The 23,052-nt window shown below is 71.7% G+C and carries 20 protein-coding genes and 1 riboswitch; of the genes, 9 read left to right on the top strand and 11 right to left on the bottom strand.

The window, feature by feature from the left end:
• Positions 1-88 precede the first annotated feature (88 nt).
• The 4 genes from ABZ930_RS01225 (at position 89) to ABZ930_RS01240 (ending at position 3,396) form a co-directional block, all read left to right on the top strand.
• Entirely contained in the window at positions 89-742 is a 654-nt protein-coding gene (locus ABZ930_RS01225) for a TetR family transcriptional regulator (protein WP_361539474.1), read from the top strand.
• Between the two features lie 68 nt (positions 743-810).
• Positions 811-1,245, top strand: coding sequence for a VOC family protein (locus tag ABZ930_RS01230; protein ID WP_361539477.1), 435 nt, complete (start codon positions 811-813; stop codon positions 1,243-1,245).
• A 115-nt stretch (positions 1,246-1,360) separates the two neighbouring features.
• Positions 1,361-2,008 carry a hypothetical protein gene (locus tag ABZ930_RS01235; RefSeq protein WP_361539479.1) on the top strand — a complete coding sequence of 216 codons (648 nt, stop codon included), beginning with the start codon at positions 1,361-1,363 and terminating at the stop codon, positions 2,006-2,008.
• Positions 2,009-2,163: 155 nt separating this feature from the next.
• The gene (locus ABZ930_RS01240; RefSeq protein WP_361539481.1) at positions 2,164-3,396 is read left to right on the top strand and encodes a patatin-like phospholipase family protein; all 1,233 of its coding nucleotides are present in this window, start codon (positions 2,164-2,166) and stop codon (positions 3,394-3,396) included.
• Positions 3,397-3,457: 61 nt separating this feature from the next.
• On the opposite strand, the gene ABZ930_RS01245 is transcribed toward ABZ930_RS01240, so the two are convergent.
• Positions 3,458-4,798, bottom strand: coding sequence for a multicopper oxidase domain-containing protein (locus tag ABZ930_RS01245; protein WP_361539484.1), 1,341 nt, complete (start codon positions 4,796-4,798; stop codon positions 3,458-3,460).
• Between the two features lie 251 nt (positions 4,799-5,049).
• Positions 5,050-5,172: riboswitch (cobalamin riboswitch) on the top strand.
• A gap of 61 nt (positions 5,173-5,233) precedes the next feature.
• On the opposite strand from ABZ930_RS01245, the gene ABZ930_RS01250 reads away from it, so the two are divergent.
• Positions 5,234-5,623 (top strand): (2Fe-2S) ferredoxin domain-containing protein, encoded by a 390-nt coding sequence (locus ABZ930_RS01250; protein ID WP_361539487.1) that lies wholly within the window; start codon positions 5,234-5,236, stop codon positions 5,621-5,623.
• Positions 5,620-6,312 carry a (2Fe-2S)-binding protein gene (locus ABZ930_RS01255; RefSeq protein WP_361539490.1) on the top strand — a complete coding sequence of 231 codons (693 nt, stop codon included), beginning with the start codon at positions 5,620-5,622 and terminating at the stop codon, positions 6,310-6,312. The genes ABZ930_RS01250 and ABZ930_RS01255 overlap by 4 nt, the downstream gene beginning before the upstream one ends.
• A 46-nt stretch (positions 6,313-6,358) precedes the next feature.
• On the opposite strand, the gene meaB is transcribed toward ABZ930_RS01255, so the two are convergent.
• The 6 genes from meaB to ABZ930_RS01285 all read right to left on the bottom strand — a co-directional run bounded on the left by meaB (position 6,359) and on the right by ABZ930_RS01285 (position 15,751).
• Positions 6,359-7,348, bottom strand: a complete 990-nt coding sequence (gene meaB / locus ABZ930_RS01260; RefSeq protein ID WP_361539493.1) for a methylmalonyl Co-A mutase-associated GTPase MeaB — start codon at positions 7,346-7,348, stop codon at positions 6,359-6,361.
• Between the two features lie 12 nt (positions 7,349-7,360).
• Complete coding sequence (gene scpA / locus ABZ930_RS01265; RefSeq protein WP_361539496.1) at positions 7,361-9,556, bottom strand: methylmalonyl-CoA mutase; 2,196 nt, start codon at positions 9,554-9,556, stop codon at positions 7,361-7,363.
• Positions 9,553-11,367, bottom strand: a complete 1,815-nt coding sequence (locus ABZ930_RS01270; protein ID WP_361539499.1) for a methylmalonyl-CoA mutase family protein — start codon at positions 11,365-11,367, stop codon at positions 9,553-9,555. Before ABZ930_RS01270 ends, scpA begins: the two co-directional genes overlap by 4 nt.
• 84 nt (positions 11,368-11,451) lie before the next feature.
• Positions 11,452-12,138 (bottom strand): ATP-binding protein, encoded by a 687-nt coding sequence (locus ABZ930_RS01275; protein ID WP_361539502.1) that lies wholly within the window; start codon positions 12,136-12,138, stop codon positions 11,452-11,454.
• A 196-nt stretch (positions 12,139-12,334) separates the two neighbouring features.
• Complete coding sequence (locus ABZ930_RS01280; protein ID WP_361539505.1) at positions 12,335-14,107, bottom strand: subtype B tannase; 1,773 nt, start codon at positions 14,105-14,107, stop codon at positions 12,335-12,337.
• 135 nt (positions 14,108-14,242) lie between these two features.
• Positions 14,243-15,751: a sigma-70 family RNA polymerase sigma factor gene (locus ABZ930_RS01285; RefSeq protein ID WP_361539508.1), complete on the bottom strand. Its 1,509-nt coding sequence runs from the start codon at positions 15,749-15,751 to the stop codon at positions 14,243-14,245.
• A 278-nt stretch (positions 15,752-16,029) separates the two neighbouring features.
• Between ABZ930_RS01285 and ABZ930_RS01290 the strand changes: the two genes are divergently transcribed.
• Positions 16,030-16,953, top strand: coding sequence for a hypothetical protein (locus tag ABZ930_RS01290; protein ID WP_361539511.1), 924 nt, complete (start codon positions 16,030-16,032; stop codon positions 16,951-16,953).
• A 56-nt stretch (positions 16,954-17,009) separates the two neighbouring features.
• Here the strand turns inward: ABZ930_RS01290 and ABZ930_RS01295 are convergent, their stop codons facing one another.
• On the bottom strand, positions 17,010-17,924 hold the full coding sequence (locus ABZ930_RS01295; RefSeq protein WP_361539513.1) for a hypothetical protein: 915 nt from the start codon (positions 17,922-17,924) through the stop codon (positions 17,010-17,012).
• A gap of 97 nt (positions 17,925-18,021) precedes the next feature.
• Positions 18,022-18,585 (bottom strand): TetR/AcrR family transcriptional regulator, encoded by a 564-nt coding sequence (locus tag ABZ930_RS01300; RefSeq protein WP_361539516.1) that lies wholly within the window; start codon positions 18,583-18,585, stop codon positions 18,022-18,024.
• A 284-nt stretch (positions 18,586-18,869) separates the two neighbouring features.
• On the opposite strand from ABZ930_RS01300, the gene ABZ930_RS01305 reads away from it, so the two are divergent.
• On the top strand, positions 18,870-20,006 hold the full coding sequence (locus ABZ930_RS01305; protein WP_361539519.1) for an oxygenase MpaB family protein: 1,137 nt from the start codon (positions 18,870-18,872) through the stop codon (positions 20,004-20,006).
• 578 nt (positions 20,007-20,584) lie between these two features.
• Positions 20,585-20,998, top strand: coding sequence for an ATP-binding protein (locus ABZ930_RS01310; protein WP_361539522.1), 414 nt, complete (start codon positions 20,585-20,587; stop codon positions 20,996-20,998).
• Positions 20,999-21,035: 37 nt separating this feature from the next.
• Here ABZ930_RS01310 and ABZ930_RS01315 read toward each other — a convergent pair whose 3' ends face one another.
• The gene (locus ABZ930_RS01315) at positions 21,036-21,377 is read right to left on the bottom strand and encodes a DUF5713 family protein (protein WP_361539525.1); all 342 of its coding nucleotides are present in this window, start codon (positions 21,375-21,377) and stop codon (positions 21,036-21,038) included.
• A gap of 107 nt (positions 21,378-21,484) precedes the next feature.
• Complete coding sequence (locus tag ABZ930_RS01320) at positions 21,485-22,981, bottom strand: carotenoid oxygenase family protein (protein ID WP_361539644.1); 1,497 nt, start codon at positions 22,979-22,981, stop codon at positions 21,485-21,487.
• Positions 22,982-23,052: the final 71 nt, after the last annotated feature.

Raw genomic sequence — 23,052 nt, forward strand, 5'->3', positions numbered from 1 at the left:
GGAGTGCTCCCCGGTTCGGCGAGACGATAGCATCATTACCGGGGACCACTCCCCGGATGTTCGGTGGGAAACGACGCAGGAGGACGACATGACCGGCGGTGCACCCGGCGCGGCAGCGCACCGGCGGCGGGACGCGCGACGCAACCGCGAGCTGATCGTCGAGGCCGCGCGCGAGGTGTTCCGGGAGCAGGGGCTCACGGCGCCCCTCGACGTCGTCGCCCGCCGCGCGGGCGTGGGCAACGCGACGCTCTACCGGCACTTCGCACGCCGCGCCGACCTCGTCGACGCCGTCTTCCGGGACCAGTTGAGCGGCACGATGGCCGCCGGCGACGAGGCCCGCGCGGCCGACGACGCGTGGGCGGGTCTCACCGGCTACCTGGAGGTCGTCTTCACGGTGCTCGCCGCGGACCGCGGCACGAACGACCTGATGACCACGAGCCTGGAGGGCGTCGCCGCCCTGGAGGCCGTCCACGCGCACAACCACCGGACTCTGGACGAACTCCTGCGGCGTGGGCAGACGCAGGGATCCGTCCGGCCCGATGTCGTCGTGGAGGACGTCCTGTTCGCCCTCGCCGCACTGGGTCGGGCCGTCCCCGCGCTCACCGCCGCGACCACGGCCGAGGCCTGGCGCCGCCCTCTGGCCCTGCTCCTGGCGGGCCTGCGCCCCGCCCCGTCCGAACTCCCCCTGCCCGCGTCCGCCCTGACCGCCGGTCAGCTCAACGCGACCCTCGCGGGGCTCTGACACCGTCCCCCGGAGCGGGGCTCTTTTTTTGGGATGTGTGGGGCGTCGGCCGTTGGTATGGTGCGCCGATGTCAGCGATCAAGAAGTTCCAAGTCACCTTCGACTGTGCGGAACCCGAGCGTGTCGCCCGGTTCTGGTGCGAGGTGCTCGGGTACGTCATGCCCCGGCCGCCCAAGGGGTTCGACACCTGGGACGACTTCAGGAACGCGCAGCCGGAGGAGGAGCGGGACGCGTGGTCCGCGTGCGTCGATCCCTCGGGCGAGGGGCCGCGCCTGTACTTCCAGCGTGTTCCCGAGGGCAGGGTCGTCAAGAACCGCGTGCACCTCGATGTGCGCGTCGGTACCGGACTCGTCGGCGCCGAGCGCCTCGCCGTCCTGGAGGCCGAGTGCGGGCGACTCGTCGCGCTCGGCGCGACACACGTGTGCACCCTGTACGCCGACGAGGAGAACGAGTCGTGCATCCCGATGCAGGACATCGAGGGTAACGAGTTCTGTCTCGACTGATCTCCGCCCGGCGTCACGGACGGGTCGGGAGCGATCCATCCGGGCTCTCCCTTCGATCAATTCCGTTCATGCGCAAGCGAGTTGGCGCACGACAACACCGGCTGGGTACGTTGATGTGTGCGGCAGCAGGGGGGAGAGAACCGAGGGGGCATGGCCGGCCTGCCCGACCCCGTGCGGGGCGCCCAGGGCCCTCTGGCAGCAGACGGAGCAGGACCGTACGGCGTCCGACGCGTCCGGTGACGAGGATCCCCGGACCGTCCGACGGGTCTGGCGGGACCACGCCTACGAACTGATCCGCACCTGCTCGTTCAGCGGCAACGGGGTCGCGGACATCGCCGTGCCCTACGGCGACGACGTCGTCCTGCCCCTGCGCCTGGCCCTGCCCGACAGGGCTTTCGAGACCTGGATCCACGCCACCGACATCGGGGTCGCCGTGCAGATGCTGCCGGCGATCCTGGCCGCGCGCAGGCAGGCGGGACTGGCGTCCCCGCCGCGGCCCCTCACACAGCCGGGAGCGTCGCCGAGCAGCGTCCGCCTGGAGATCGAGGGCGAGAGCGGGGGCGACTGGTATCTGCCGGTGGACGCCGCCGACGGCCCGGCGGGCCCGGACAACTGCGTCAGCCACATCGTCCTGCCCGAAGTGGGGTTCTGCCGGGTCGCGGCGGGTCATCTCGCACCACGGGAAGCGGCCGCGAGCCAGCAGGGCGACCCCACGGCCGTCATCGAACTTCTGTACGCGATGGCCTCGATGAGCAGGCTCTAGCTCCACGGCGTGCGGTGGGCTCCCGGCGAGAGGCGGGCATGGCCGGTTCCGCCGTTGCACCGATCCGCCGGGCGTAGTGGCATCGACGAGGCGGCCCGAGTCGCACGGCAGACGTGCCGCGGCCGCACCCGTGCGACGTGGACCTGGGAGGGGCGATGCCCGAGGACGGAGCCGCCACCCCGTCGTCGGCGGGCGCCGACATCGGCGTGGTGCTGGCAGGGGGCGGGGCGCGGGGCGCCTACGAGGCAGGCATGCTGGCGACCCTGCTGCCGGAGCTCGACAAGTGGGGGCAGCGTCCGACGCTGTTCACCGGCACCAGCGCGGGAGCGCTCAACGCGGTGCTCTTCGCCTCGTTCGCCCACCTGCCCGCGGCCCGGGCGGCCGACGAAGTGATCGCCGCCTGGCAGGGACTGACGAAGAACGAGGTCTTCAGGCCGTTCGTGCTGACAGCGCTGCCCATGATCCTGCGGCAGTGCGTGACGCGTGTCGTGAACCCGTCCAGCGCGCCCCTGGCCGGACTGCTCGACACGGGCCCGCTTCGGACCACCCTGCGGACGAAGGTCGACTGGGACCAGCTCCACGCCAACCTGGCCGACGGCGCGGCCCAGGCCGTCGCCGTGGCCACGACGGCCTGTGGCAGCGGGCGGACGGAGGTGTTCGCCGAGGGCCCCGCGGCAGCCAGGCTGCCCGCCTCCGACACCGACCGGGCGGTGGACTACACCCGTACCGTCCTGGACGTGGACCATGTGATGGCGTCCGTGGCGATTCCCGTGGCGTTCCCGCCCGTCAGGATCGGGCCGACCGGCTGCTGGTACATGGACGGCGGCGTCCGCCTCAACGCCCCCATCAAGCCGACGATCTCGCTCGGCGCGCGCCGCGTCGTGATCGTCGCCACCACACCGCTGCGCGACCTGCCCCGGCCCGTGGAGTGCGGGGACGAGTCGGCACCGTCCGTCCAGGACGTCGTCGCGCAGATCCTGACCGGTCTGATGGGCGATCGCATGGTGGAGGACACGCGGACGCTCGGCAAGGTGGACGAACTGCTGGAGTCCGGGGCGCAGGGGATCAGCCCGCGTGGACGTCCGTACACCGTCGTCGAGTACCTCTTCGGCGGGCCGATGCCCGGCCCGGTTGATCAGCTCGGTGTCATGGCGGAATACGTCCTGGACACGAGTTTCCGCGGCCTGCGCCGCCTGACCAACCCGGACCTGATGTTCCTCGCCGCGCTCCTGGGCCCGGGGCAGAGCCGGGGCGAACTGCTCAGCTACCTCTTCTTCGAACCGGAGTTCATCGGGGAGGCGATCAAACTGGGCCAACGGGACGCCCGGCTCATCCTCGACGCGGCGGGCGACGACCCGGACGAACTGTGGCGCACCGACTCCGCCTAGGACACCGTCGGGCCGATCCGCCACCGACGGCCGGCCCGACGACGACTGCCCTTCAGGCGGCCTAATGGTGGGGCATCTTCAGCGTGCGGCTGACGGTGCGCTCGGTGCCCGGTTCGACCAGGACGAACTGGCCCATCATTCCCGAGTCCTCGTGACGAAGGATGTGGCAGTGGTACATGTACGGCCACTTGGGGTCGGTGGCGGTGCCGAATCTGACGGCCAGTCTGACCTTGCTCTTGCCGGGGACGAAGACGGTGTCCTTGCGGCCTTCCGCGTACGCCGCCGGTTTGCCGTCCCCGACGGAGAGAACACGGAACGCCACTTCGTGGATGTGGAAGTTGTGGGAGTAGACGTTGTTCTCGACCTCCCAGATCTCGACGGCTCCGGCCGGGACCACCTCGTCGATGCGGCTCATGTCCATCTCCTCGCCGTTGATGGCGTCATGGCCGTTGAGGACGAAGTGCCGCACCCGCGCGTCCGCGGCGGGGACGATCGCATCGCGCGCCGCGAGCACGGCGGGCGGCGCCGGGGACGGCTTCAGCGTGGCCGCGGCGACGAACCTGATCACATCGAGGTCGCCCTCGGCGATGTCCACGCCGTTGTCCACGGTGCGCAGCACCACCCGCTCGCCCGGCTCGAAGGCGACGACCACCTCGGCGCGCTCGCCCGGGGTCAGCGCCAGTTCCTTGACCGGCACGGGCGCGGGCAGCAGGCCGCCGTCGGTGGCGACTGCGTGGAAGGTGCGCTTGTCGGCGAAGGACAGGTTGTACATGCGGGCGTTGGAGCCGTTGAGGATGCGCAGCCGGACGTGGTCGGTGGTCACCTTCAGATGTGGATCGAAGGTCCCGTTGACGAGGACGTGGTCGCCCAGGATGCCGAAGGTGCCCTTGAGGACGCGGCCGGTGAAGGCGTTGTCCTCGTCGAACTTCTTGTCCTGGAGGATCAGCGGGATGTCGTCGACGCCGTAGTCGGAGGGGAGTTCCGGCCGGGTGTCGTCGTCGAGGATGAACATTCCGGCGAGGCCGTTGTAGACGTGCTGGGCGGTCTCGCCGTGCGGATGCGGGTGGTACCAGGCGGTGGCGGCGGGCTGGTCCAGGGTCCAGTGCGGCGTCCAGGTGGCGCCCGACTCGACGGGCTGGTGGGGGCCGCCGTCCATCACGGCGGGCAGCCGGATGCCGTGCCAGTGCACGGTGCTGGTCTCCGGCAGCCGGTTGCGGACCGTCATCCGCACCGTGTCACCGCGCGTGGCGCGCAGCGTCGGCCCCAGGAAGGTGCCGTTGAATCCCCAGGTCGGGGTGGTCTTCCCGGGCAGGATGGCCGTCCGCCCGGTCTGCAGCGTCAGTGCGAACCTGCGGCTGCCGTCCTTGCCCGGAGCGGGATGCAGAAGGGGTGGGATACGCACGGGGTTGGCGAACTTCAGTTTGGGCCGGGGTACGGAGTCCGACCCGGAACCTCCACAGGCCGTGGTGACGACGGATAACGCGGATACGCCTGCCATACCGAGCAGTTGACGCCTCTTCATGGGGGGACATTAACAACCGGTTCATGGATTTCCGGCGGCTTTTCCCGGGCGCGGCGTCCGATGCGACCTCGGGCCCGTCGCGAGGCCGGGGCGGATGGCATGATGGCTCTGGACATGGGCGGCAGCCGCCCGAGGAAACCGGTGTGAATCCGGTGCGGTACCGCCACTGTGATCGGCGAGCGGATCCCGACGAGCCACTGCCCCGCGCGGGCGGGAAGGCCGGGACGAGCACGGACCCGAGAGCCAGGAGACTCACGCTGTCGCCTCCTCGAAGCACCCCGGGGCGGAACTCCCCGGCGAGAGGAAGGACACGGCATGCCTGAACGGCTCGCCGACGAGACCGTGACGACCGGGGACCGGACGGTCCCGTGCCGGGTGGTGGTGTGCCGCGACTGCTGCTGCGGCACCGTCAAGGTCGACGCCGATCACGCGGCCCAGACCGCGCGGCTGCGCCAGATCGCCCCGGTACGGATCTCCGAGTGCCTGGACGTCTGCGAGCAGGCCAACGTCGTCGTCGTGCAGCCGTCCACAGCGGGCCGGGCGGCAGGCGCCCGGCCGGTGTGGCTCGGACTGGTCAACGACCCGGACGCCACCGAGGACATAGCGGACTGGGTGCGGGCGGGCGGACCCGGCGTGGCGGACCGGCCCGAGATCCTCGATCTCTATCTCATCAAGCCGCCGCGCCGCGCCCCCGCCACCTCGTGAACGCCACGGAGGCCCGGCCGGAGCAGGTCGCCCGGGCGCTGCGCGACGTGGCGCGGCTCGGCGGCTTCTTCGCCCTCGAATCCGCCGTGCCCCGGGCACCTCGGGATCCGGTCCGCGTCGACGGGGGCGGTCTCCGGGACGGGTTCGCGGCCCGTGCCCAGGCGGTCGACGAGCGGTTCGCGACGACCGAGAGGCGCGTCGGTGTGTCCGTCGCGCACCTGGGGCTCGCGGCCCGGCTGTGGTCGCCGGTCCTCGCCTGCGCCCTCGTGCACGGGATCGTGCCGGCGATGGGCGCCGCGGAGTGGTCGGGCGACACGACGGACCTGCGTCTGACGGACCCGCGGGGACGGCTCGCGGCGGGCCTGCCGTCGCTCGCCGAAGCCCTCCACGCGGAGGTCGACGGCGTGCTGCGGGACGTCGAGAGCGCTCTCACCACGAAGGTGGCGCCGGGCTTGCTGGCCGGCAACTCCGCGTCCGCGCTGGTCGGTTCGGCAGCGCAACTGCTGCGCATCCGGCCCGCCCTGCGCGGTCCGCTCACCCGCCTGACGCGGGAACTGCTGGAGACGGGCCGGCTGCGGGGGACCGGCCGCATCACCGGACCCGGGCTGACGTTCCGCCGCAACAGCTGCTGCCTCCTCTACCGCGCGCCGGGCGGCGGAAAGTGCGGCGACTGCTGCCTGGCCGGGTGACCGGGCCGCCCGGGCGACGACGCGCCGACCGGAGCCGGCCCGCAGCTCAGTGCGCGTCCCGCTCCCGGAACGTGTCCAGGATCCGCTCCGCGGCCAGCGTCGCGGTCAGTTCGCCATCGCGGACCTGCCGCTCCAGACCCGGCGTCACGGCCCGCACCGCGGGATCGGCGTGCAGCCGCCCGAGAAGCTCGTCGCGGACCATCGTCCAGGTCCAGTCCACCTGCTGCGTACGGCGCCGCTCGGCGAGCCGCCCCGTCGAGTCGAGGAGCGAGCGATGCTGCTCGATCCGCTCCCAGACCTCGTCGAGCCCGCTCTCCTCACGGGCGCTGCACCACAGCACCGGAGGCGTCCAGAAGGCGTCCTTGCCGTGCATCAGCCGCAGCGCGCCCGACAGTTCGCGCGCCGCCGACCGCGCGTCCCGCTCGTGCGGCCCGTCCGCCTTGTTCACCGCGATCACGTCGGCGAGCTCCAGGACACCCTTCTTGATGCCCTGCAACTGGTCGCCGGTCCGCGCCAGAGACAGCAGCAGAAACGTGTCGACCATGTTCGCCACGGCCGTCTCCGACTGGCCCACGCCGACCGTCTCCACCAGGACCACGTCGTACCCGGCCGCCTCCATGACGACGATCGACTCACGGGTCGCCTTCGCGACACCGCCGAGCGTGCCGGCCGTGGGGGAGGGGCGCACGAAAGCGTCCGGATCGACCGCCAGGCGCTCCATCCGGGTCTTGTCGCCCAGGATGGAACCGCCCGTGCGGCTCGACGACGGATCGACCGCGAGCACGGCCACCCGGTGACCGCGCCCGGTGAGCAGGGAGCCGAACGCGTCGATGAACGTCGACTTGCCCACCCCCGGCACCCCGCTGACACCGATCCGGCGGGCCCGGCCGCTGTACGGCAGCAGCTCGGTCAGCAACTCCTGGGCCAGGCGCCGATGCTGGGGACGCGTGGACTCGACGAGGGTGATCGCCCGCGCGACGACCGCCCGCTTCCCGGCGAGGACACCCTTGACGTACGTTTCGAGATCGATGGGCACACCGTCACCGGCTCACTGGTCGTCGTGCCCGAGGTCCGCCCCGAGGCGCGACACCAGGTCGTGGGCGGCGTCCGGGATCACCGTGCCGGGCGGGAACACGGCGGCCGCGCCCATCTCCAGGAGCGTGGGCACGTCCTGCGGCGGAATCACCCCGCCCACCACGATCATGATGTCCTCGCGCCCCTCGTCGGCGAGCGCCTCGCGCAGCGCCGGTACGAGGGTGAGGTGCCCGGCGGCCAGGGAGGACACCCCGACGATGTGCACGTCCGCCTCGACGGCCTGCCGCGCCACCTCGCCCGGTGTCTGGAAGAGCGGGCCGACGTCGACGTCGAAGCCCAGGTCGGCGAAGGCGGTCGCGATCACCTTCTGGCCGCGGTCGTGGCCGTCCTGCCCCATCTTGGCCACGAGGATGCGCGGCCGGCGCCCCTCGGCCTCGGCGAACTCCTCGACGCGGCCGCGGGTCCGGTCCACGGATCCGGACTCCCCTGCTTCGTTGCGGTACACACCGGAGATCGTACGGATCTGTCCGGCGTGCCGGCCGTAGACCTTCTCCAGCGCGTCCGAGATCTCGCCGACCGTGGCCATCGCCCGGGCCGCGCGCACCGCGAGCTCCAGGAGATTGCCGTCACCGCCCGCCGCCCGGGTCAGCGCGTCGAGCGCGTCCCGGCAGGCCGTCTCGTCGCGCTCCTCGCGCAGCCGGCGCAGCTTGGCGATCTGCTGGGCCCGCACCGAGGAGTTGTCGACCTTGAGGACCTCGATCTCCTCGTCCGAGTCGACGCGGTACTTGTTGACGCCGATGACGGGCTGCCGCCCCGAGTCGATCCGCGCCTGGGTGCGGGCGGCCGCCTCCTCGATGCGCAGCTTCGGGATGCCCGCGTCGATGGCCTTGGCCATGCCGCCGGCCTGCTCGACCTCCTGGATGTGCTGCCAGGCCCGGCGCGCCAGGTCGTACGTCAGCTTCTCCACGTAGGCGCTGCCGCCCCACGGGTCGATCGCCCGCGTCGTGCCCGACTCCTGCTGGATGAGCAGCTGGGTGTTGCGGGCGATGCGCGCCGAGAAGTCGGTGGGCAGCGCGAGCGCCTCGTCGAGTGCGTTCGTGTGCAGCGACTGGGTGTGGCCCTGCGTCGCGGCCATCGCCTCCACGCACGTACGCGTCACGTTGTTGAAGACGTCCTGCGCCGTCAGCGACCAGCCCGACGTCTGCGAATGGGTGCGCAGCGAAAGGGACTTGGTGTTCTTCGGGTCGAACTGCTTCACGAGCTTCGCCCACAGCAGGCGGGCCGCGCGGAGCTTGGCGACCTCCATGAAGAAGTTCATCCCGATCGCCCAGAAGAAGCTCAGGCGCGGCGCGAACGCGTCGACGTCAAGTCCCGCCTCCCGGCCCGCCCGGATGTACTCCACGCCGTCCGCGAGGGTGTACGCCAGCTCCAGATCGGCCGTCGCACCCGCCTCCTGGATGTGATAGCCGGAGATGGAGATCGAGTTGTAGCGCGGCATCCGCTGCGACGTGTACGCGAAGATGTCGGAGATGATCCGCATCGACGGCTTCGGCGGATAGATGTAGGTGTTGCGGACCATGAACTCCTTGAGGATGTCGTTTTGGATGGTCCCGGCCAGCTTCTCCGGCGGCACACCCTGCTCCTCGGCCGCCACGATGTACAGCGCGAGCACGGGCAGCACCGCGCCGTTCATCGTCATCGACACGGTCATCCGGTCCAGCGGGATGCCGTCGAAGAGCTGCCGCATGTCGTAGATCGAGTCGATCGCGACGCCCGCCATGCCGACATCGCCGGTCACCCGCGGGTGGTCGCTGTCGTAGCCGCGGTGCGTCGGCAGGTCGAAGGCGACCGACAGGCCCTTCTGACCGGCGGCGAGATTGCGCCGGTAGAAGGCGTTGGACTCCTCGGCCGTGGAGAAACCCGCGTACTGGCGGATCGTCCAGGGCTGATTGACGTACATCGTCGGGTAGGGGCCGCGCAGGTACGGTGCGACACCCGGGTACGTGCCGAGGAAGTCCAGGCCCTCCAGGTCCTCGCCGGTGTACAGCGGCTCGACGGAGATGCCCTCGGGCGTCTCCCACAGCGGGTCGGCGCCGTCGCCCGCGCGCTTGAGGGCGCTGCGCCATTCCTGCGCCGTGGTGCCCGGCGCGGGGCTGCCGAGATCGATCGAGGAGAAGTCGGGGACACCGGACGTGCCAGCGGCGGTCATCGGGACACTCCCATGCGGTCGAGCGTGGCGCTGAGTACGTCGACGGCGTCGCAGCCGGCGAAGACGAAGCTGTCGGGGGCGGAGACGGTGCCCGGGCGGCCCGCGAGGAACACGTGCCGGGCGCCCGCCTCCCGCAGGGACCGCGCGGCGTCCTCGGCCTGTTCCGCGTAGACCGCGTCGCTGGAGCACAGGCACGCTTCCCGCGCCCCGCTCTCCTCGAAGGAGCCGTCGGTCACGGGCTCGATGCCGCCCGCCTGGAACAGGTTGGCCGCGAACGTCGTGCGCGCGGTGTGCGCGGCGGCGGGTCCCAGCGCCGCCAGATACACCCGGGGCCGCTGCCCGGTGGCCGCGAGGTGGGCGTCGGAACGGGCCCGCAGTGCCTCGAACGCCTCGTCGCGACGGACCCGGGGCAGTCCGCCGGACGGCCGCGGCGGCGCGGCCGCGCGCACCACGGGCTTCTCGGCCAGATGCGGGAACTCGCTGACACCGGTGACCGGTTCGCGGCGCTCGGCGAGGCGGCGGGCGCGCACCGACCAGGTCTCGGCCAGCCGGTCGCCGACCAGGCCGGAGCGGAGTGCGGCCGCCTGACCGCCCTCCCGCTCGATGGTTCGGAAGAACTCCCAGGCCGCGTGGGCGAGTTCGTCGGTCAGTCGCTCCACGTACCAGGAGCCGCCCGCCGGGTCGATCACCCGGGCCAGGTGGGACTCCTCGATCAGAATGGTGGAGGTGTTGCGCGCGATCCGCCGGGCGAACGCGTCCGGCACGCCGAGCGCGTCGTCGAACGGCAGCACGGTCACGGCGTCGGCGCCGCCCACTCCGGCCGCGAGCGTCGCGATGGTGGCACGCAGCATGTTCACCCACGGATCGCGGCGCGTCATCATCACCGGGGACGTCACCGCGTGCTGGAGCTGCGCCCCGCTCTTCGGCGCGCCGCACGCCTCGGCCACCCGTGCCCAGAGTCGGCGCGCGGCGCGGAACTTGGCGATGGTGAGGAACTGGTCGGCGGTGGCGGCGTAGCGGAACTCGACCTGTGCGAGGGCCTGCCGGACGTCCAGGCCCGCCTCGGTGAGACGCCGCAGGTAGGCGACGCCCGTGGCGAGGGACGCGCCCAGCTCCTGAGCCGCCGAGCCACCGGCCTCGTGGTACGGGAGGGCGTCGACGGTCAGCGCGCGCAGTCCCGGGTACCGCTGGGCGCACAGCCGGGCCAGTTCGGCCACGGGTTCGGTGTCGTACGCCCGGCCCGTGCGGGCCTCCAGCCCGAGCGGGTCGGCGCCGAGGTTGCCGCGCGCCGCGTCGGCGGCGATGCCCCGGTCCTCGTACACGCGCAGCAGTTCACGCGCGGCGCTCTCGTGGTCGGCGCCCGCGTCGAGCACCACGGGGGCGAGGTCCAGGTACACGCCGTCGAGGACGGCGGGCAGCGCCGGGACGGGGAAGCCGCCGGCGTCGCCGACCGTCAGCCACAGCGACGTCACGCCGTTCTCGAGATCGGCGAGGACCGCGGCGGACTCGGGCAGTCCGTGGCGCTGGCGCACGTCCCAGCCGCCGGCCGTGTTCCCCTCGGCGCGGCCGCCGCGGACGAACGGCGGAAAGCCGGGGAGGCCGACCGGGGGAGCGGCGTCGTGCGCTGTGTAGAGCGGGCGGGCGCGCAGCCCGTCCTCGATGGTGGTGGAGAGGGCGTCCTCCGCCTCGCCGGCCGAGACTTCCCTGCCCGACTTGCGCAGGACACCGGCGACAAGTTGCTGCCACTGATCATGCGTCGCGTCAGGGAATTCGGCTGCCAGGGAGAGCCCGTCGTCAGGCAGGACCGTCATGTTCGGATGCTAAGGCAGCGCGCAGAAGAGCAGCAGCCGACACACATGTGACCTTGTTCTCCTTGTCTTGCGCGCGTCGATCGCCTAGCGACCGGGCAGGGGACGGTCTTTGGGCGGTCGCGGGAGGCCTCGAAGGCCAAGGGCGGGGCCGCCGTGGACCGTCAGGCGGAGATGCGGCCACGAGCCGGTGAGCCGTGCCAGGTCACGCACCGTCGCGTCGTCGGCCGGGAGGAGCGGCCGCGCGGGCAGGAAATGGACGCCGGTGCCGGTCGTCCCGTCGTCGGGGATCGACCGCAGGCCGGTGGTGGGGCCGCCGTGTTCGTACCGCTGGGTCCAGGAACCGTTGTGACGGCGGTTGGTGTGGACGAGCCAGGTGCTGAGGGCGGCGACGGTGGACATGCCCTGTCGCGGGTGTCCGTCGGGCAGCGCCGGGGCGTCCGCGTGGTCGAAGAAGCGCAGGTCCTTCGTGGCCATGACCGGCTTCTTCACGACCTCGCCCCGGTCGTCGACGCGCGTGTCGGTGCCGCGTCCGTCGTCCACGACGGAGACGGAGCCGTCCGGACGGACGGTGACGCGGCAGCGTCCACCGCCCCTGCTCTCCGCCTCGTCCGCCGCGTATGCGATCACCTCCAGGACCAGATGGAGCGTGCCGCTCGGCGCGAAGCGGACCGGATCCCGGCGAATGCGTGCGAGATGCCCGAAGTCGACGGTCCCCGCCCAGTCGTGCGTCGTGTTGCGCCAGGTGGCCCGCGCGGTCCGTGATGCGCTCATACGATCCTGCCGATCAGCTCGCTCCGGCGTCCTCGGACGCGGGCTCGTCCTCGGAGTCCGGGCCGGTACGGTCGTTGCCGAACCTGTTGATGCGACCGTGACATGCCATCAGCATAGGACGGGCACGGCACAGACCGGGCACTCGGCGGAACGCCCGCCCTGGTCTGCCCCGCACCCCGTCATCGTCCTGTGCCGGTCACCGGTGGCCGGAGGCCGTCGGATCGCCGGCGCGCTCGACGACCTCGGCGATCCACGCCATGGCCTCCGGCACGTCGTAGTTGCCCGCGTGCGGCTGGTTCCAGGCCAGCTGGAAGTTCACGTCCCCGACCTGCGGGTCCGCCTTCAGCGCGCGGTCCAGGTTGATGCCGATGATGAACGAGGTGTCGCGGTCCCGGGTGCCGTTGCGGACGTACCAGTTCGGTGCCGTGTCGGCGCTCCTGGTGCCGATGAAGTCCATCGGGTTGATGAGACGGAGCTGGTCGTCGACGGTGGTGCTCTTCCTGGCGACGTACTGCTTCCAGGTCAGCCCGGTGTCGTCCAGGCCGCTCCCGTCGCCCGCGACGTCGTTGTGGTCCCAGCTGAACTCGGTGTAGTTCAGGTACTTCCGGGCGTACGGGCCGAACAGGTTGGTCTCGGTACCGCTCGTCGTGTTGCCGTACACCCCCACTCCGTCGAACGCGGGCGTCGTCTTCAGCGTGGCCTGGGTGGCGACGAACTTCAGGTACTTCGTCATGTCGACCGAACGCACCTCGTCGGTGGCGTTGTCCACGTCCAGCCAGTCGTTGACGTACGACTTCGTCGTGGTCCCGCCGGGTCCGCCGGAGGTGATGACGAAGTTCTCGCCGAGGGCCGGGATCGTGTGCGCCGGGTCGGCCTGGAGATACCTCTCCGCCGAGCGGACGACCTCCTTCTTGATGGTGGCGAGCATGGTGTCGGCCGTGAGCTTCGAACCGTCCGCGTTGCGCAGGCCCAGACTCCTCTCGTACGCGGGGAACTTGGCCGCGATCGCCGCCGCGTCCGCGGCCTGCGCGTTCGAGCCGGTCGCGTCCCGGGTGCCGAGAAGGTTGTACAGCCACTCGTAGGCGACGTCCGCGTTCCCGAGATCGGTGATCGGGCAGTACGCGTTCACGGCGAACACGTCGTCGCGCAGGGTGCTGCGCCCCTTGGCGTCGATCCCCGCGGCGCCGATCGCCGCGAGGTACGGGTCGTACACGCTGTCGTTGCCGGACGCGCCCAGGATCGAGGAGAGCGCGCCGCCACCGCTGGTGCCGTTGACGACGATCCGCTCGGCGCTGCCCGGCATCGCGGTGTCGTTGAGACGCAGGTAGCGCACCGCGGCCTTGGCGTCGACCGCGGCGGCCGGCGCCTTGCCCGGCGACGAACCGTCCGCGCCCACCATTCCGCGGCTGCGGTTCGCGACGTCCACGAAGACGTACCCGGCCTTCAGCGCCGCACCCACATTGCTCGTCGCACTGTCGTAGGCGGCCCCCGCGGTGACGCTCGACCTGACGTAACTGGCCATCCAGCCCGCGTTGTTCACGGCGAAGTAGATCGGCGCCCGCTGATCGCCGAAGGCGCTCTCGGGCACGAACACGTTCATGCTCTGGTATCCGCAGCGCGTGTTGTCGATCGTGGTGCTGCCGCCGATCCCGGACTGCTGCGGCGCGGCGGCGACCGGGTCGGCGACGTAGCAGAGTTCCTTGTAGCGGCGGACGTTCACGGGCCGCCCGTCGACCGTGACGGTGATCGTCGTGTAGGCGCTCCTGTCGAACGCCAGCGCCGCGTCCTGCGGATCCGCGCCCCGGCCCCGCTCGACCGAGGCGGACGCGACCGCGAAGGACGCAGGTGTCGCGAGCGCCGTCAGGGCGAGCGAGCCGACGAGCGCCACACCTCGCAGCAGACGTCCGGGAGCCGGACGTCCCGTGGGGTGCGGAGCGGTGCGTCCCATGGACGCCGAGAGTCGCTGCATGAAGTCTCCTCATCGCGTGCCGAGTACTGCGCCGAGGCCTCGGGATCGAGGCGTCGCACACGCTACGAGACTGTCAACAATCTGCACAGCGATCGTGCGGACATTTTTGTTGACGATTACGAACCTGGTCTCCCGTCACCCGAGGGGGAAGCTCTGGTCCGCCGAGTCCGTGTACGCGCCGTACGCGATGAACGTGGTGGGGGCCGTGGTGCCGAAGGTCTTCCCCGTCGACAGCGACGCCCGCGTCGTGTCGTCGACCAGACGCTCGACGTGGTCCGAGAAGCCGGGGACGGACCAGGTGCCGGCCCGCGTACAGGGGGCCATCCGCACGGCCCAGATGCCCCCGCCGTTGAACGAGGTGCGGTCGTAGTGCTCCGCCGTGTCCAGGCACTGGCCGGTCGTCGCGTTGATGAGCCGGAAATGGTCGTCGCCGTCCCGCCGCCAGGCCGTCCGCGGATCGTCGCAGGGGAGGGAGACGGCCCGACCGTCCTCGGCGCCGACGCACGTTCCCCAGGCGGTGCCCCTGATCCGGGCGCCGGTGGCCGGATCCGCCTTCCGCGCACTGCGGGCCGTGGTGCGTGACGGCTCGGCCTTCGGGGTGGGGGAGGAGGGTGCCGTGGACCTCGCCTCGGACGCCGACGGCGAGGCGGTCGCGGGCCCGGCCGGCTTCGCCTCCGGCGCCGAGGACTTCGGCGATCCGGACCACACGGCGAGGCCCACCACCACCGCGGCCGTCGCGGCCAGCAGGCCTCCGGCCACCGCCTTGCCCGCCGCCCCCTTGGCGACGGTCGTGACCGCTCCGCCTGACAGGCCCTGCGCGGCCAGGTGCACGGTGTCCTTGAGCGCGGGCAGCAGCAGCGCGAAGGGTGCCAGTGCCTTGAGCCGCCCGTTGAGGTTCCGCAGATCGGCGAAGGCCGTCGCGCACGGGGCGCACCGGGCCAGATGACGCCTCAGCCCCGGGTTCGGTCCGCCCTTGCCGCGCACCGCCTCGCCCAACAGGCCCGCGTAATGGATGCATTCACGGTCCCCGCGCAGCCGCACGTGCGCCTGCAGGTAGGAACTGCGCAGGCCCTCCTGCGCACGGGCCAGCAGCGAGGTGACTCCGTTCGGAGTCAGCCCCAGCGAGTGGGCGACGTCCGCGGTGGAACGTTCGTTGACCAGTCGCTGCCACAGCACCGACTGCCAGCGTTCCGGAAGCGAACGGAAGCTGCGGATGAGCAGGCGCGTCTCCTCGGTGCGCAGCACGACGGCCTCCGGCTCCACGGCGTCGGGAAGCGACTCGCTCCAGGTCTGGAAGTCCGCGAGAGGCACCTCGGTGCGGGCCGCCCTCGTGTACTCGGCGGCGGTGTTGCGCACCACCGTGAGCAGGTACGGGCGCCAGGAACCGGTCGGCCCGCTCCCGCCCCGCACGGCGCGCACGGTCCGCAGGAACGCCTCCGAGACCAGGTCCTCGGCGCTGTGGTCGCCCGCGAAGCGCCGCGCCCTGGCCAGGGCGGCGGCCCGGTGGCGCCGGTAGAGCTCGGCCAGCGCCCGGGCGCCGAGCTCTGCCGATGCCGCCGGGTCGCCGCCCTGGCCGGAGGGTCGGAGCGCGGCCGACAGCTCTTCGTCGCACAGGCGGGTGAGGTCGCTGTGGCGGGCGAACACGGAGGACTCTCTTTCGTTCGACGCCGAGCGGCGGTGGACGGGAATCCCGGCACCCGATCCGTTCACATGCGCAAACTGCATCACGAACGGATAACGCGGCGAGGGGGTGGCTCGCTCCTGCGCTCTACAAGGTCGACAGGTCGTTCGAACCGTTGGCAGTCCGCCACGGTACAGCGTCCGTTCGACCGTACTCATCACAGATCTTGGAGCAGAGCGTGACGAAAACCAGGACCGTCCGGCACAGTGCGGCAGCAGTCGCGGCAGCGGCCGGATTGCTGATGGCAGTACCCCAGTCGGCCTCCGCGTCCGTCGGCGGCGGAAACGTCTCGGTCGGCTGGTCCATCCCCGGCACCCCGTCATCCGGCCTGAGCAACATCACCTTCCCGCTGACCGTGGAGAAGGCCACCGCCCACCAGAGCGGCCTCTACTTCGCGCAGCAGTTCAACTTCGGCAACGCGATGGGCTACACCGGTCTCCAGCCGCGCGAGAACGAGGGCGGCCACGAGCGCCTGTCGGCACGCTTCTCGACCTTCACCGGAGGCTCCACCACCACCGACCCGAACTGCCACGAGGGAGCCGACGGCGGGCCCGGTGTCACCTGCGCCGTCGACTTCGACGCCGTCTACGGTCACCGCTACGACCTCACGGTCGCCCGGTCGGGAACGGACACCTGGACCGGCACGGCCAGGGACACCGTCACCGGAACCAGGACCCACCTCGGCACCTGGACGCTCCCGGCCGGCAGCGGCGATCTGCAAGGCAGCCAGGGCGGATTCGTCGAGTACTACCTCGCCGTTCCCAGCTGCGCGACCATGCCCAGGACCGACGTCGTCTTCGGCGGCCCCACCAGCACCGACGCGGGCGGCCTGAAGGGCTCGGCCAAGGCCAACTACGAGTACAGCGACTGCGTCGGCGAGGCCAACTACGCGGCCGAGCCCGTGGGAACGGGCACCCACATCACGCGCGGCGCGGTCGCCGCGGTCGCCGCGACGGCATCCGGCACGCCGGCCACGCCCCCGGCCGAATCGGCGCGCTCCGCCGTGACGCCCCAGACCGGGTCGACCCCCGCGTCCGGTGAGGAACTCGCCGAGACCGGAGGCGGCGACCTCCCACTGGCCGGAGCGGGGGCGGCCGTGATCGCGGGCGGCGCGGGCCTGCTGTGGCTGAACCGCCGCCGCGGGCGCCGCCGCGCCGACGCGTAGCCGGCGTCGGCCTCGCTCACAGGGGTCGACTGCCGGGAGGAGTCACGGGGCAGGGTTCAGCGCGCGACGCGCAGGTCGCCGCGGACCTTGCCCGTGAGCTCCGCCGCCTCCTCGGTCGACAGGCCGAAGATCCCGTCGTAGGGAGTGACCAGCGCGATGGTCGAGTAGTCGGCCCAGCCGCACACCGTCGTCTCGATGTCCTCGTCGGTGTCCCAGTTGTCGACGTCGAAATCGGCGCACATCATCACCGCGCCGTCGAGCGAGTCCGCCTCCGCGTCCTCGGCCACGCCCAGCGTGGTGACGATGTGCGCGCTGCTGCTGTTCGCGGCGTCGGCCACATGTTCCCGCGTCTTGGCGATGTACTGGATCAGCGTCGACTTGGGGTCGGCGATCTTTCCGTACGCGCCCGAGACCGTGAACCGCGCGTGGTTCTTCGCGCTCCGCAGTTTGTCCTGGACCGCGTCCGGGTCGGAGGTGTCGAGGTTGTTGAGGTCCTCCTCGTAGTAGCTCGCGGCGACCGGCTCGGGGTTCTCGATGCCGATCTCCGTCAGCTCCTGGGTGTCCGCCTTCTTGCCCAGGGTGATCTCGGTGTCGGAGGCGTCGCCGTACCGGAAGTACGTGGCGAACGATGTCGTCGACGGCGCGGTCAGCCGGTGCGGGCCGTCGTCCTCGAGGCCCTTCGAGCCGACGTACCAGAACACGGCGCCGCCGATCGCGACCAGCGCCACCGCCACACCGACGATGATCCCCCCTTTCCTCCCCGCGCCACCTTGCGGCGGCCGGATGCCGCCGGGCTGCGGCGGCCAGCCCCACCCGCCCTGCTGCTGCGGCGGCCCGTACGGTGCCGGCGGCGCGGGTGGTCCGTACGGCCCCGGCGGTGCTGCCTGCGGGTACGGCCCGGGCTGCTGCACGCCGTAGGGCCCGGGCTGCTGCGGCGGGCCGGTGTACGGTCCGGGCTGGTTGTAACTCACTGCTGACGTCTCCTCGCGTACCGGTGTGTCAGGACATCCTGCCGGACGCCCGGGGCCCGTGCGCCCCAGTGGCATCGGCGTCGGCGACCGCTTGCGGTCAAACCGCCGTCGGGCGCAGGTAGTTGAGCGTCAACTGGGTCAGCTCCTGAAGGAAGCGGTCCCGCTCGATGGGAGGACGGTCCAGCAGATAGCGCACCGTCAGGTGCTCGACGGTGCGGACCAGCATCCACGCGGCCGCGGACAGCGAGAGATCGGGGCGCAACTCGTCCCGCCGGGTGGTGAGATAGGCGAGGACCAGCTCGCCGATCCGGTCCTCGAAGATCCGCAGGGCGCGGCCGTCGTCCAGTTGGGGACCGTGGACGACGGCCGCGCGCAGGAACGGCGGCTCCACGTCCAGACCGTCGAGCAGCGTGGCCAGGGTGGCGCGGACGATCACCGGCGCGGGCTGCTCGAACTGCCCCGTCATCTGGGCGGTGATCCCCGCTACCAGCCGGTCGCTGTAGCGCTCGAGCACGGCCAGGACGATCGCGTCCTTGTGCGGGAAGTACTGGTACAGCGAGCCGGGGCTGATACCCGCCGCCGTCGCTATCCGGGAGGTCGACGCACCCTCGTAGCCGTGCTCGGACAGGACCTGCGCGCCCGCCTCCAGGATGCGTTCCACCGTCGCCCGCGACCGCTCCTGGCGCGGAACCCTTCGCGCGGAGACGCGAGTGACCGGTGCCGGCCGGTCGTCGCGGCCGGGCGATGACCTGGGCATCAGAAGACGAGTTGAACGCGAATATGAGAGACCGTCAGCATCGAGTCATGGTCGCACACGAGCCTTCAACGCGAGATGCCTCGGTCGAGCCACATCGGACGACGACGCCTCCGTCCCCGTACCCCCGGCGCTTCCGTGAGACGGAACGCCTCAACCGCCGCCTGGGAAGACCCCTGCGCCTGCTGCGGGTGAGCCGCGGCCGCGTCGACGAGGGCCTGCTCGCCACCATCGGCGAACGGCTCACCGCACGCGACGAGCTCGGCGCGGCCCTGGCGGACGCCCTGCGCGGCACCGGGGCAGGGGACTGCGGCAAGGTGACGATGAAACAGTTCCGGCGCGCGCTCCAGGACGGCATCGACGCGGTGCCCGACGCGCCCCGCGCGCTGCGCGACTTCTTCGCCGCGGTCGAACCGGTCCCCGACTGGGTGGACTTCGACCTGGTCGAGGAGGGCGGCCGGGTGGCCCGCCGATTCGGCCGCAACACCGCCGACGTGATGCTGCAACTCGCGCTGATCGGCTCTTACCGCTTCGACGGACCGCCGCGCCTGCTGGTGGAGACCGGCGGGCTGGTCGGCGGCTCCGCGCTGCGCCGGATCGCCGAGACACAGCACTGGGCGACCGCCGTCACCGCCCCCGGCGCCCTGCGCCGCGACGGGGAGGGCTTCCGCCTGACCGTGCACGTCCGCCTCATGCACGCCCTGGTCAACCACCGGTTCGAGCGCGGCGGGGGATGGGACACCGCGCGCTGGGGCCTGCCCGTCAACAGGTCCGATCTCGCCGCCACACTGGGCCTGTTCAACGCCGTCCAGCTGCTCGGCGTCCGCCTCCTGGGCGTGCGCGTGACGCGCGCCGAATCGCGCGCGGTCATGCATCTGTGGAAATACGTGGGTCATCTGCTGGGGGTGGACGAGGACTGGCTCTTCGATTACGAGCCGCAGCAACACCGCCTGAACTACCACCTGTTGCTCACCCAGAGCTACGGCGGCGCCGCCGGTCCGCCCCTGGCCGGCGCGCTGGTGGAAGCCCAACGGCACCTCCACTTCCGGCACTTCGCCCGGGTACGGCGTGCCCACGCGCGGGCGCGACTGCTGAGCATGCTGCGCTTCTTCCTCGGCCGCCGGGGCATGCGCGACCTGGGGCTGCCACCCTCGCTGCCCTGGGCCGTACCGCCGCTCATCGCCGCCAACCTCCTGCGCTACCAGATACTCGGCCGCAGCGAGGCGGGCCGCGCCCACCTCCAGCGCCGCGGGGAGCGGTTCATCGAACGGCATCTGCGGCGCCACTTCCACGAACACACCCCGGACGTCGCGGCGTTCGACGTGTGACGGCGACGGCCCGCCGACGGCGACAACGGGTTGATCGCCGCCACCGCCCCTGTGAGAAACGACGGCTGTTCAGTGGGGCGAGGATGTGAGGCGCCGCTGCACCCGCGCTGGTGCGATGGCCAGGGCCGGCGGCCTGTGGGCGCTGTGATGCACCGCGTCCGCGGCGGCCGTCCGGCTGCCTTCCCGGGCTCTGGCGCCGTTCCTGGTGGCGGTGGTGGTCTGCCGCACCGTCGCGGAGACGACGTACGGACCTGCCTCGATGGCGCTCGCCGCGGACGCGGTACCACCTGGCTCGCGGGGCACCTACCCGGCGGCGTACCGGTACTCCTTCGGCCTCGCGAACGTCATCGCCCCACCCTGTTCGGCGTCCTCTTCCGCCACGGCCGCCTGCTGCCCTGACTCGCCATGGGCCTGCTCGCCGCACTGGGTGCGGCACTGATGCTGCGTCTGGAACACCGCTTGCCGTCGGAGGCGCCTGGGACGGCGTCTTCCCGCGGCGGTTCGACTACCCCCGTAGGGGTGTACGTGCATCGGCCGATCCGGGGCACGCGTCAGTGGACACAGAAAGGTGGTCCATCGTGGCGGACTCTTCGCTCAGGGCTGTGGGGTGGGCGCGCTCCTTGCCGATCAGCAGCGGCGTCAAGGCGGCCCGTGACTGGACGCGTGGGCATCTGGAGGACCTGGAGTGGTCCCGCAGCGCGCCGGACACGGTCGACGCCGTGCTGCTGACGGTCTCCGAGCTCGTCACGAACACGCACATCCACGCACGCAGCACCGCTCAGCTGGTCCTGACCTGGGACGGCGAATGCCTCCATGTGACGGTGCACGACAACAGCCCTCAGATGCCCAGACCACGCGAGAGCGACGAAGAGGCGACCGGCGGGCGCGGGCTGCTGCTCATCGACGCGCTCGCGGACACCTGGCAGGCCCACGAGTGCCCCCGTGGCAAGGACGTCACGGCCTGCTTCCGGCCGGACATCGCCGGACGGTGAACCGGCGGCCTCCGAGCGCCGCCGAATCCGTCGGCGCTCACCACTCCCGGGTGGCGATCAGTTCCTCGACGTCCGCGTCCGCGAACCCGTAGGCCGACGCGACGAACCAGAACCCCTCCGCGATCTCCTCGCGCGCCACCGTCTCGATCTCGCTCCCGGCCGCCTCGAACTCCGCCTCCAGCAGGTTGAACTCCTCCGTCGCGGCCTGGGTGAGCACATACAGGGCGGCGAGGTCCGACGGCTGCTCGGCCTCGATCCGCTCGCAGAGCCGCAGCAGAATCGCCCTGCCCTTGTCGAGGACGTGATCGGGGAAGTACGTGTCCGCGTACAGCGGCCGCAGAAACGCGTGGTCCGCTATCCGCTGGTTGACGATCGGCATGGTGCTCCCAAGCCCGTAGAGGCCCTGTAGACGAACTGACACGCCGATCATGCACCCGACCACTGACAACGACGTTCCGCGATCTCTTCGACGGGAGCCATCGAGCGCTACGCGTCCGCGACCCAGCTGCCGTGGAAGCCGAGCGGTACCCGCCCCGGCAGCCGGACCCGGGCGAGCGGACGGCCGGTGAAGTCCTGGGCGGAGAGGATCACCAGGTCGGAGGCGCCGCGATCCGGATCGTGCACGTAGGCCAGGACATAGCCGTCGTCCTCGTCCCGCGCCCCGCGGCGCGGGGCGAAGACCGGCTCGGAGGCTGCCGCACCGCGCGGGAACCGGTGCACCTGCCGGGTGCCGCGCAGCATGTCGTGCTTCACCAGGCAGTTGCTGAACCTGTGGTCCGGCGGCACCCCGTCGACCGTCTCGTAGGCGCGCCACATCTCGGCCGCGCTCGCCGCGTACCCGTAGCGGTGCCGGCGGGAGACCAGGGCCTCGTTGACGCGCGGGAACTCCTGCGGCAGGTCGTCCAGGCGGGTCGTGCGCACGCGCCCGGCGCGCAGATCGACGACCCAGCGGTCGAGGGTCGGGGTGCCGGTCGTGGAGGGGCCGCCGTTGCCCCGGCCCGCCACGTAGAAGGGGGCGGGCATGGAGGTGTACTCGACGACCACGGTGTCCCCCTCGTCGTAGGCGTTGAGGGTGTGCGAGTAGAACACCGGGTCGATGTCGAACCAGCGGACGGCGCCGCCCGAGCGCGGTACGACACCCAGCCGCATCGGATGCCGCTCGTTCCAGGCGTACGGCACCGGAGCCCCCGCCTCGGCCGCCGCCGCGTCGAACGTGACCGGCACGTCCACCAGCACGACGTACTTCCCGGTCAGCGCGAAGTCGTGCATCATCGGTGCGCCCGCCAGAGGGATCCGGTGCGTGCGCGCCACCCGGCCCGATCCGTCGATCATGATGTGCCGCACGTGGTCCCAGGTCGGGTAGTACGCCACGGCGTGCAGTTCGTCGGCCGTCGCGTCGTACTTGGTGTGCGCGGTGAACGCGCCCTCGAGCGTGGAGCGGAAGTCGTACGGGCGCATCGTGCCCAGGTCGCCGTCGAGTTCGTAGGGCAGCGGCCCGCTCTCCTGGAGCGCCAGGATCCGCCCCTTGTACGGGATCACATGGGTGTTGCACGCGAAGTCGTCGGGCGGCACCTCGCCCGGGTACGGCTCGCCGAGTTTCTCCGCCACCTGCGAGGAGCGCACCCACCGGTTGCGGTACCACTCGGCACGCCCGCCGCGCAGCCGCACACCGTGCACCATGCCGTCGCCGAGCATCCAGTGGTGCGCCCGAGGGTCCTCCAGACCCAGCGCGTTCGGACCGGTGCGCAGATAGCGGCCGTCCAGATCGCGCGGCACCCGTCCGGTCACCGGCAGACCGAACTCCGTCAACTCCTCGGTGACCGGGGCGAAGGCGCCCTCCAGGAACGGCGATGACTGCGCGCCGCCCGAACCCTCCGCCCGGGCGGCAGGCGCCAGGCGGCCGGGCCCGAACCCGCCCACCACGCTCCCCGCCGCCGCGAGCGCCGTACCCTGCAGAACCCTGCGCCGTGTGTGACCGGCCATCATGTCTCCCTCGTCCGCCGATTCGTCCTGCACGAAATGCTGCTCGGCGCGGAGGAGTTCGGCAGGAGGGC

It is taken from the genome of Streptomyces sp. NPDC046716, assembly GCF_040645755.1.
Lineage (GTDB): Bacteria > Actinomycetota > Actinomycetes > Streptomycetales > Streptomycetaceae > Streptomyces.

What these genes read in the sequence shown, in the direction of transcription:
- ABZ930_RS01315 (WP_361539525.1), bottom strand. Translation starts at nt 21,377, where the DNA reads ATGCCGATCGTCAACCAGCGGATAGCGGACCACGCGTTTCTGCGGCCG.
- scpA (WP_361539496.1), bottom strand. Translation starts at nt 9,556, where the DNA reads ATGACCGCCGCTGGCACGTCCGGTGTCCCCGACTTCTCCTCGATCGAT.
- ABZ930_RS01240 (WP_361539481.1), top strand. Translation starts at nt 2,164, where the DNA reads ATGCCCGAGGACGGAGCCGCCACCCCGTCGTCGGCGGGCGCCGACATC.
- ABZ930_RS01250 (WP_361539487.1), top strand. Translation starts at nt 5,234, where the DNA reads ATGCCTGAACGGCTCGCCGACGAGACCGTGACGACCGGGGACCGGACG.
- ABZ930_RS01290 (WP_361539511.1), top strand. Translation starts at nt 16,030, where the DNA reads ATGGCAGTACCCCAGTCGGCCTCCGCGTCCGTCGGCGGCGGAAACGTC.
- ABZ930_RS01270 (WP_361539499.1), bottom strand. Translation starts at nt 11,367, where the DNA reads ATGACGGTCCTGCCTGACGACGGGCTCTCCCTGGCAGCCGAATTCCCT.
- ABZ930_RS01225 (WP_361539474.1), top strand. Translation starts at nt 89, where the DNA reads ATGACCGGCGGTGCACCCGGCGCGGCAGCGCACCGGCGGCGGGACGCG.
- ABZ930_RS01280 (WP_361539505.1), bottom strand. Translation starts at nt 14,107, where the DNA reads ATGCAGCGACTCTCGGCGTCCATGGGACGCACCGCTCCGCACCCCACG.
- ABZ930_RS01320 (WP_361539644.1), bottom strand. Translation starts at nt 22,981, where the DNA reads ATGGCCGGTCACACACGGCGCAGGGTTCTGCAGGGTACGGCGCTCGCG.
- ABZ930_RS01230 (WP_361539477.1), top strand. Translation starts at nt 811, where the DNA reads ATGTCAGCGATCAAGAAGTTCCAAGTCACCTTCGACTGTGCGGAACCC.
- ABZ930_RS01275 (WP_361539502.1), bottom strand. Translation starts at nt 12,138, where the DNA reads ATGAGCGCATCACGGACCGCGCGGGCCACCTGGCGCAACACGACGCAC.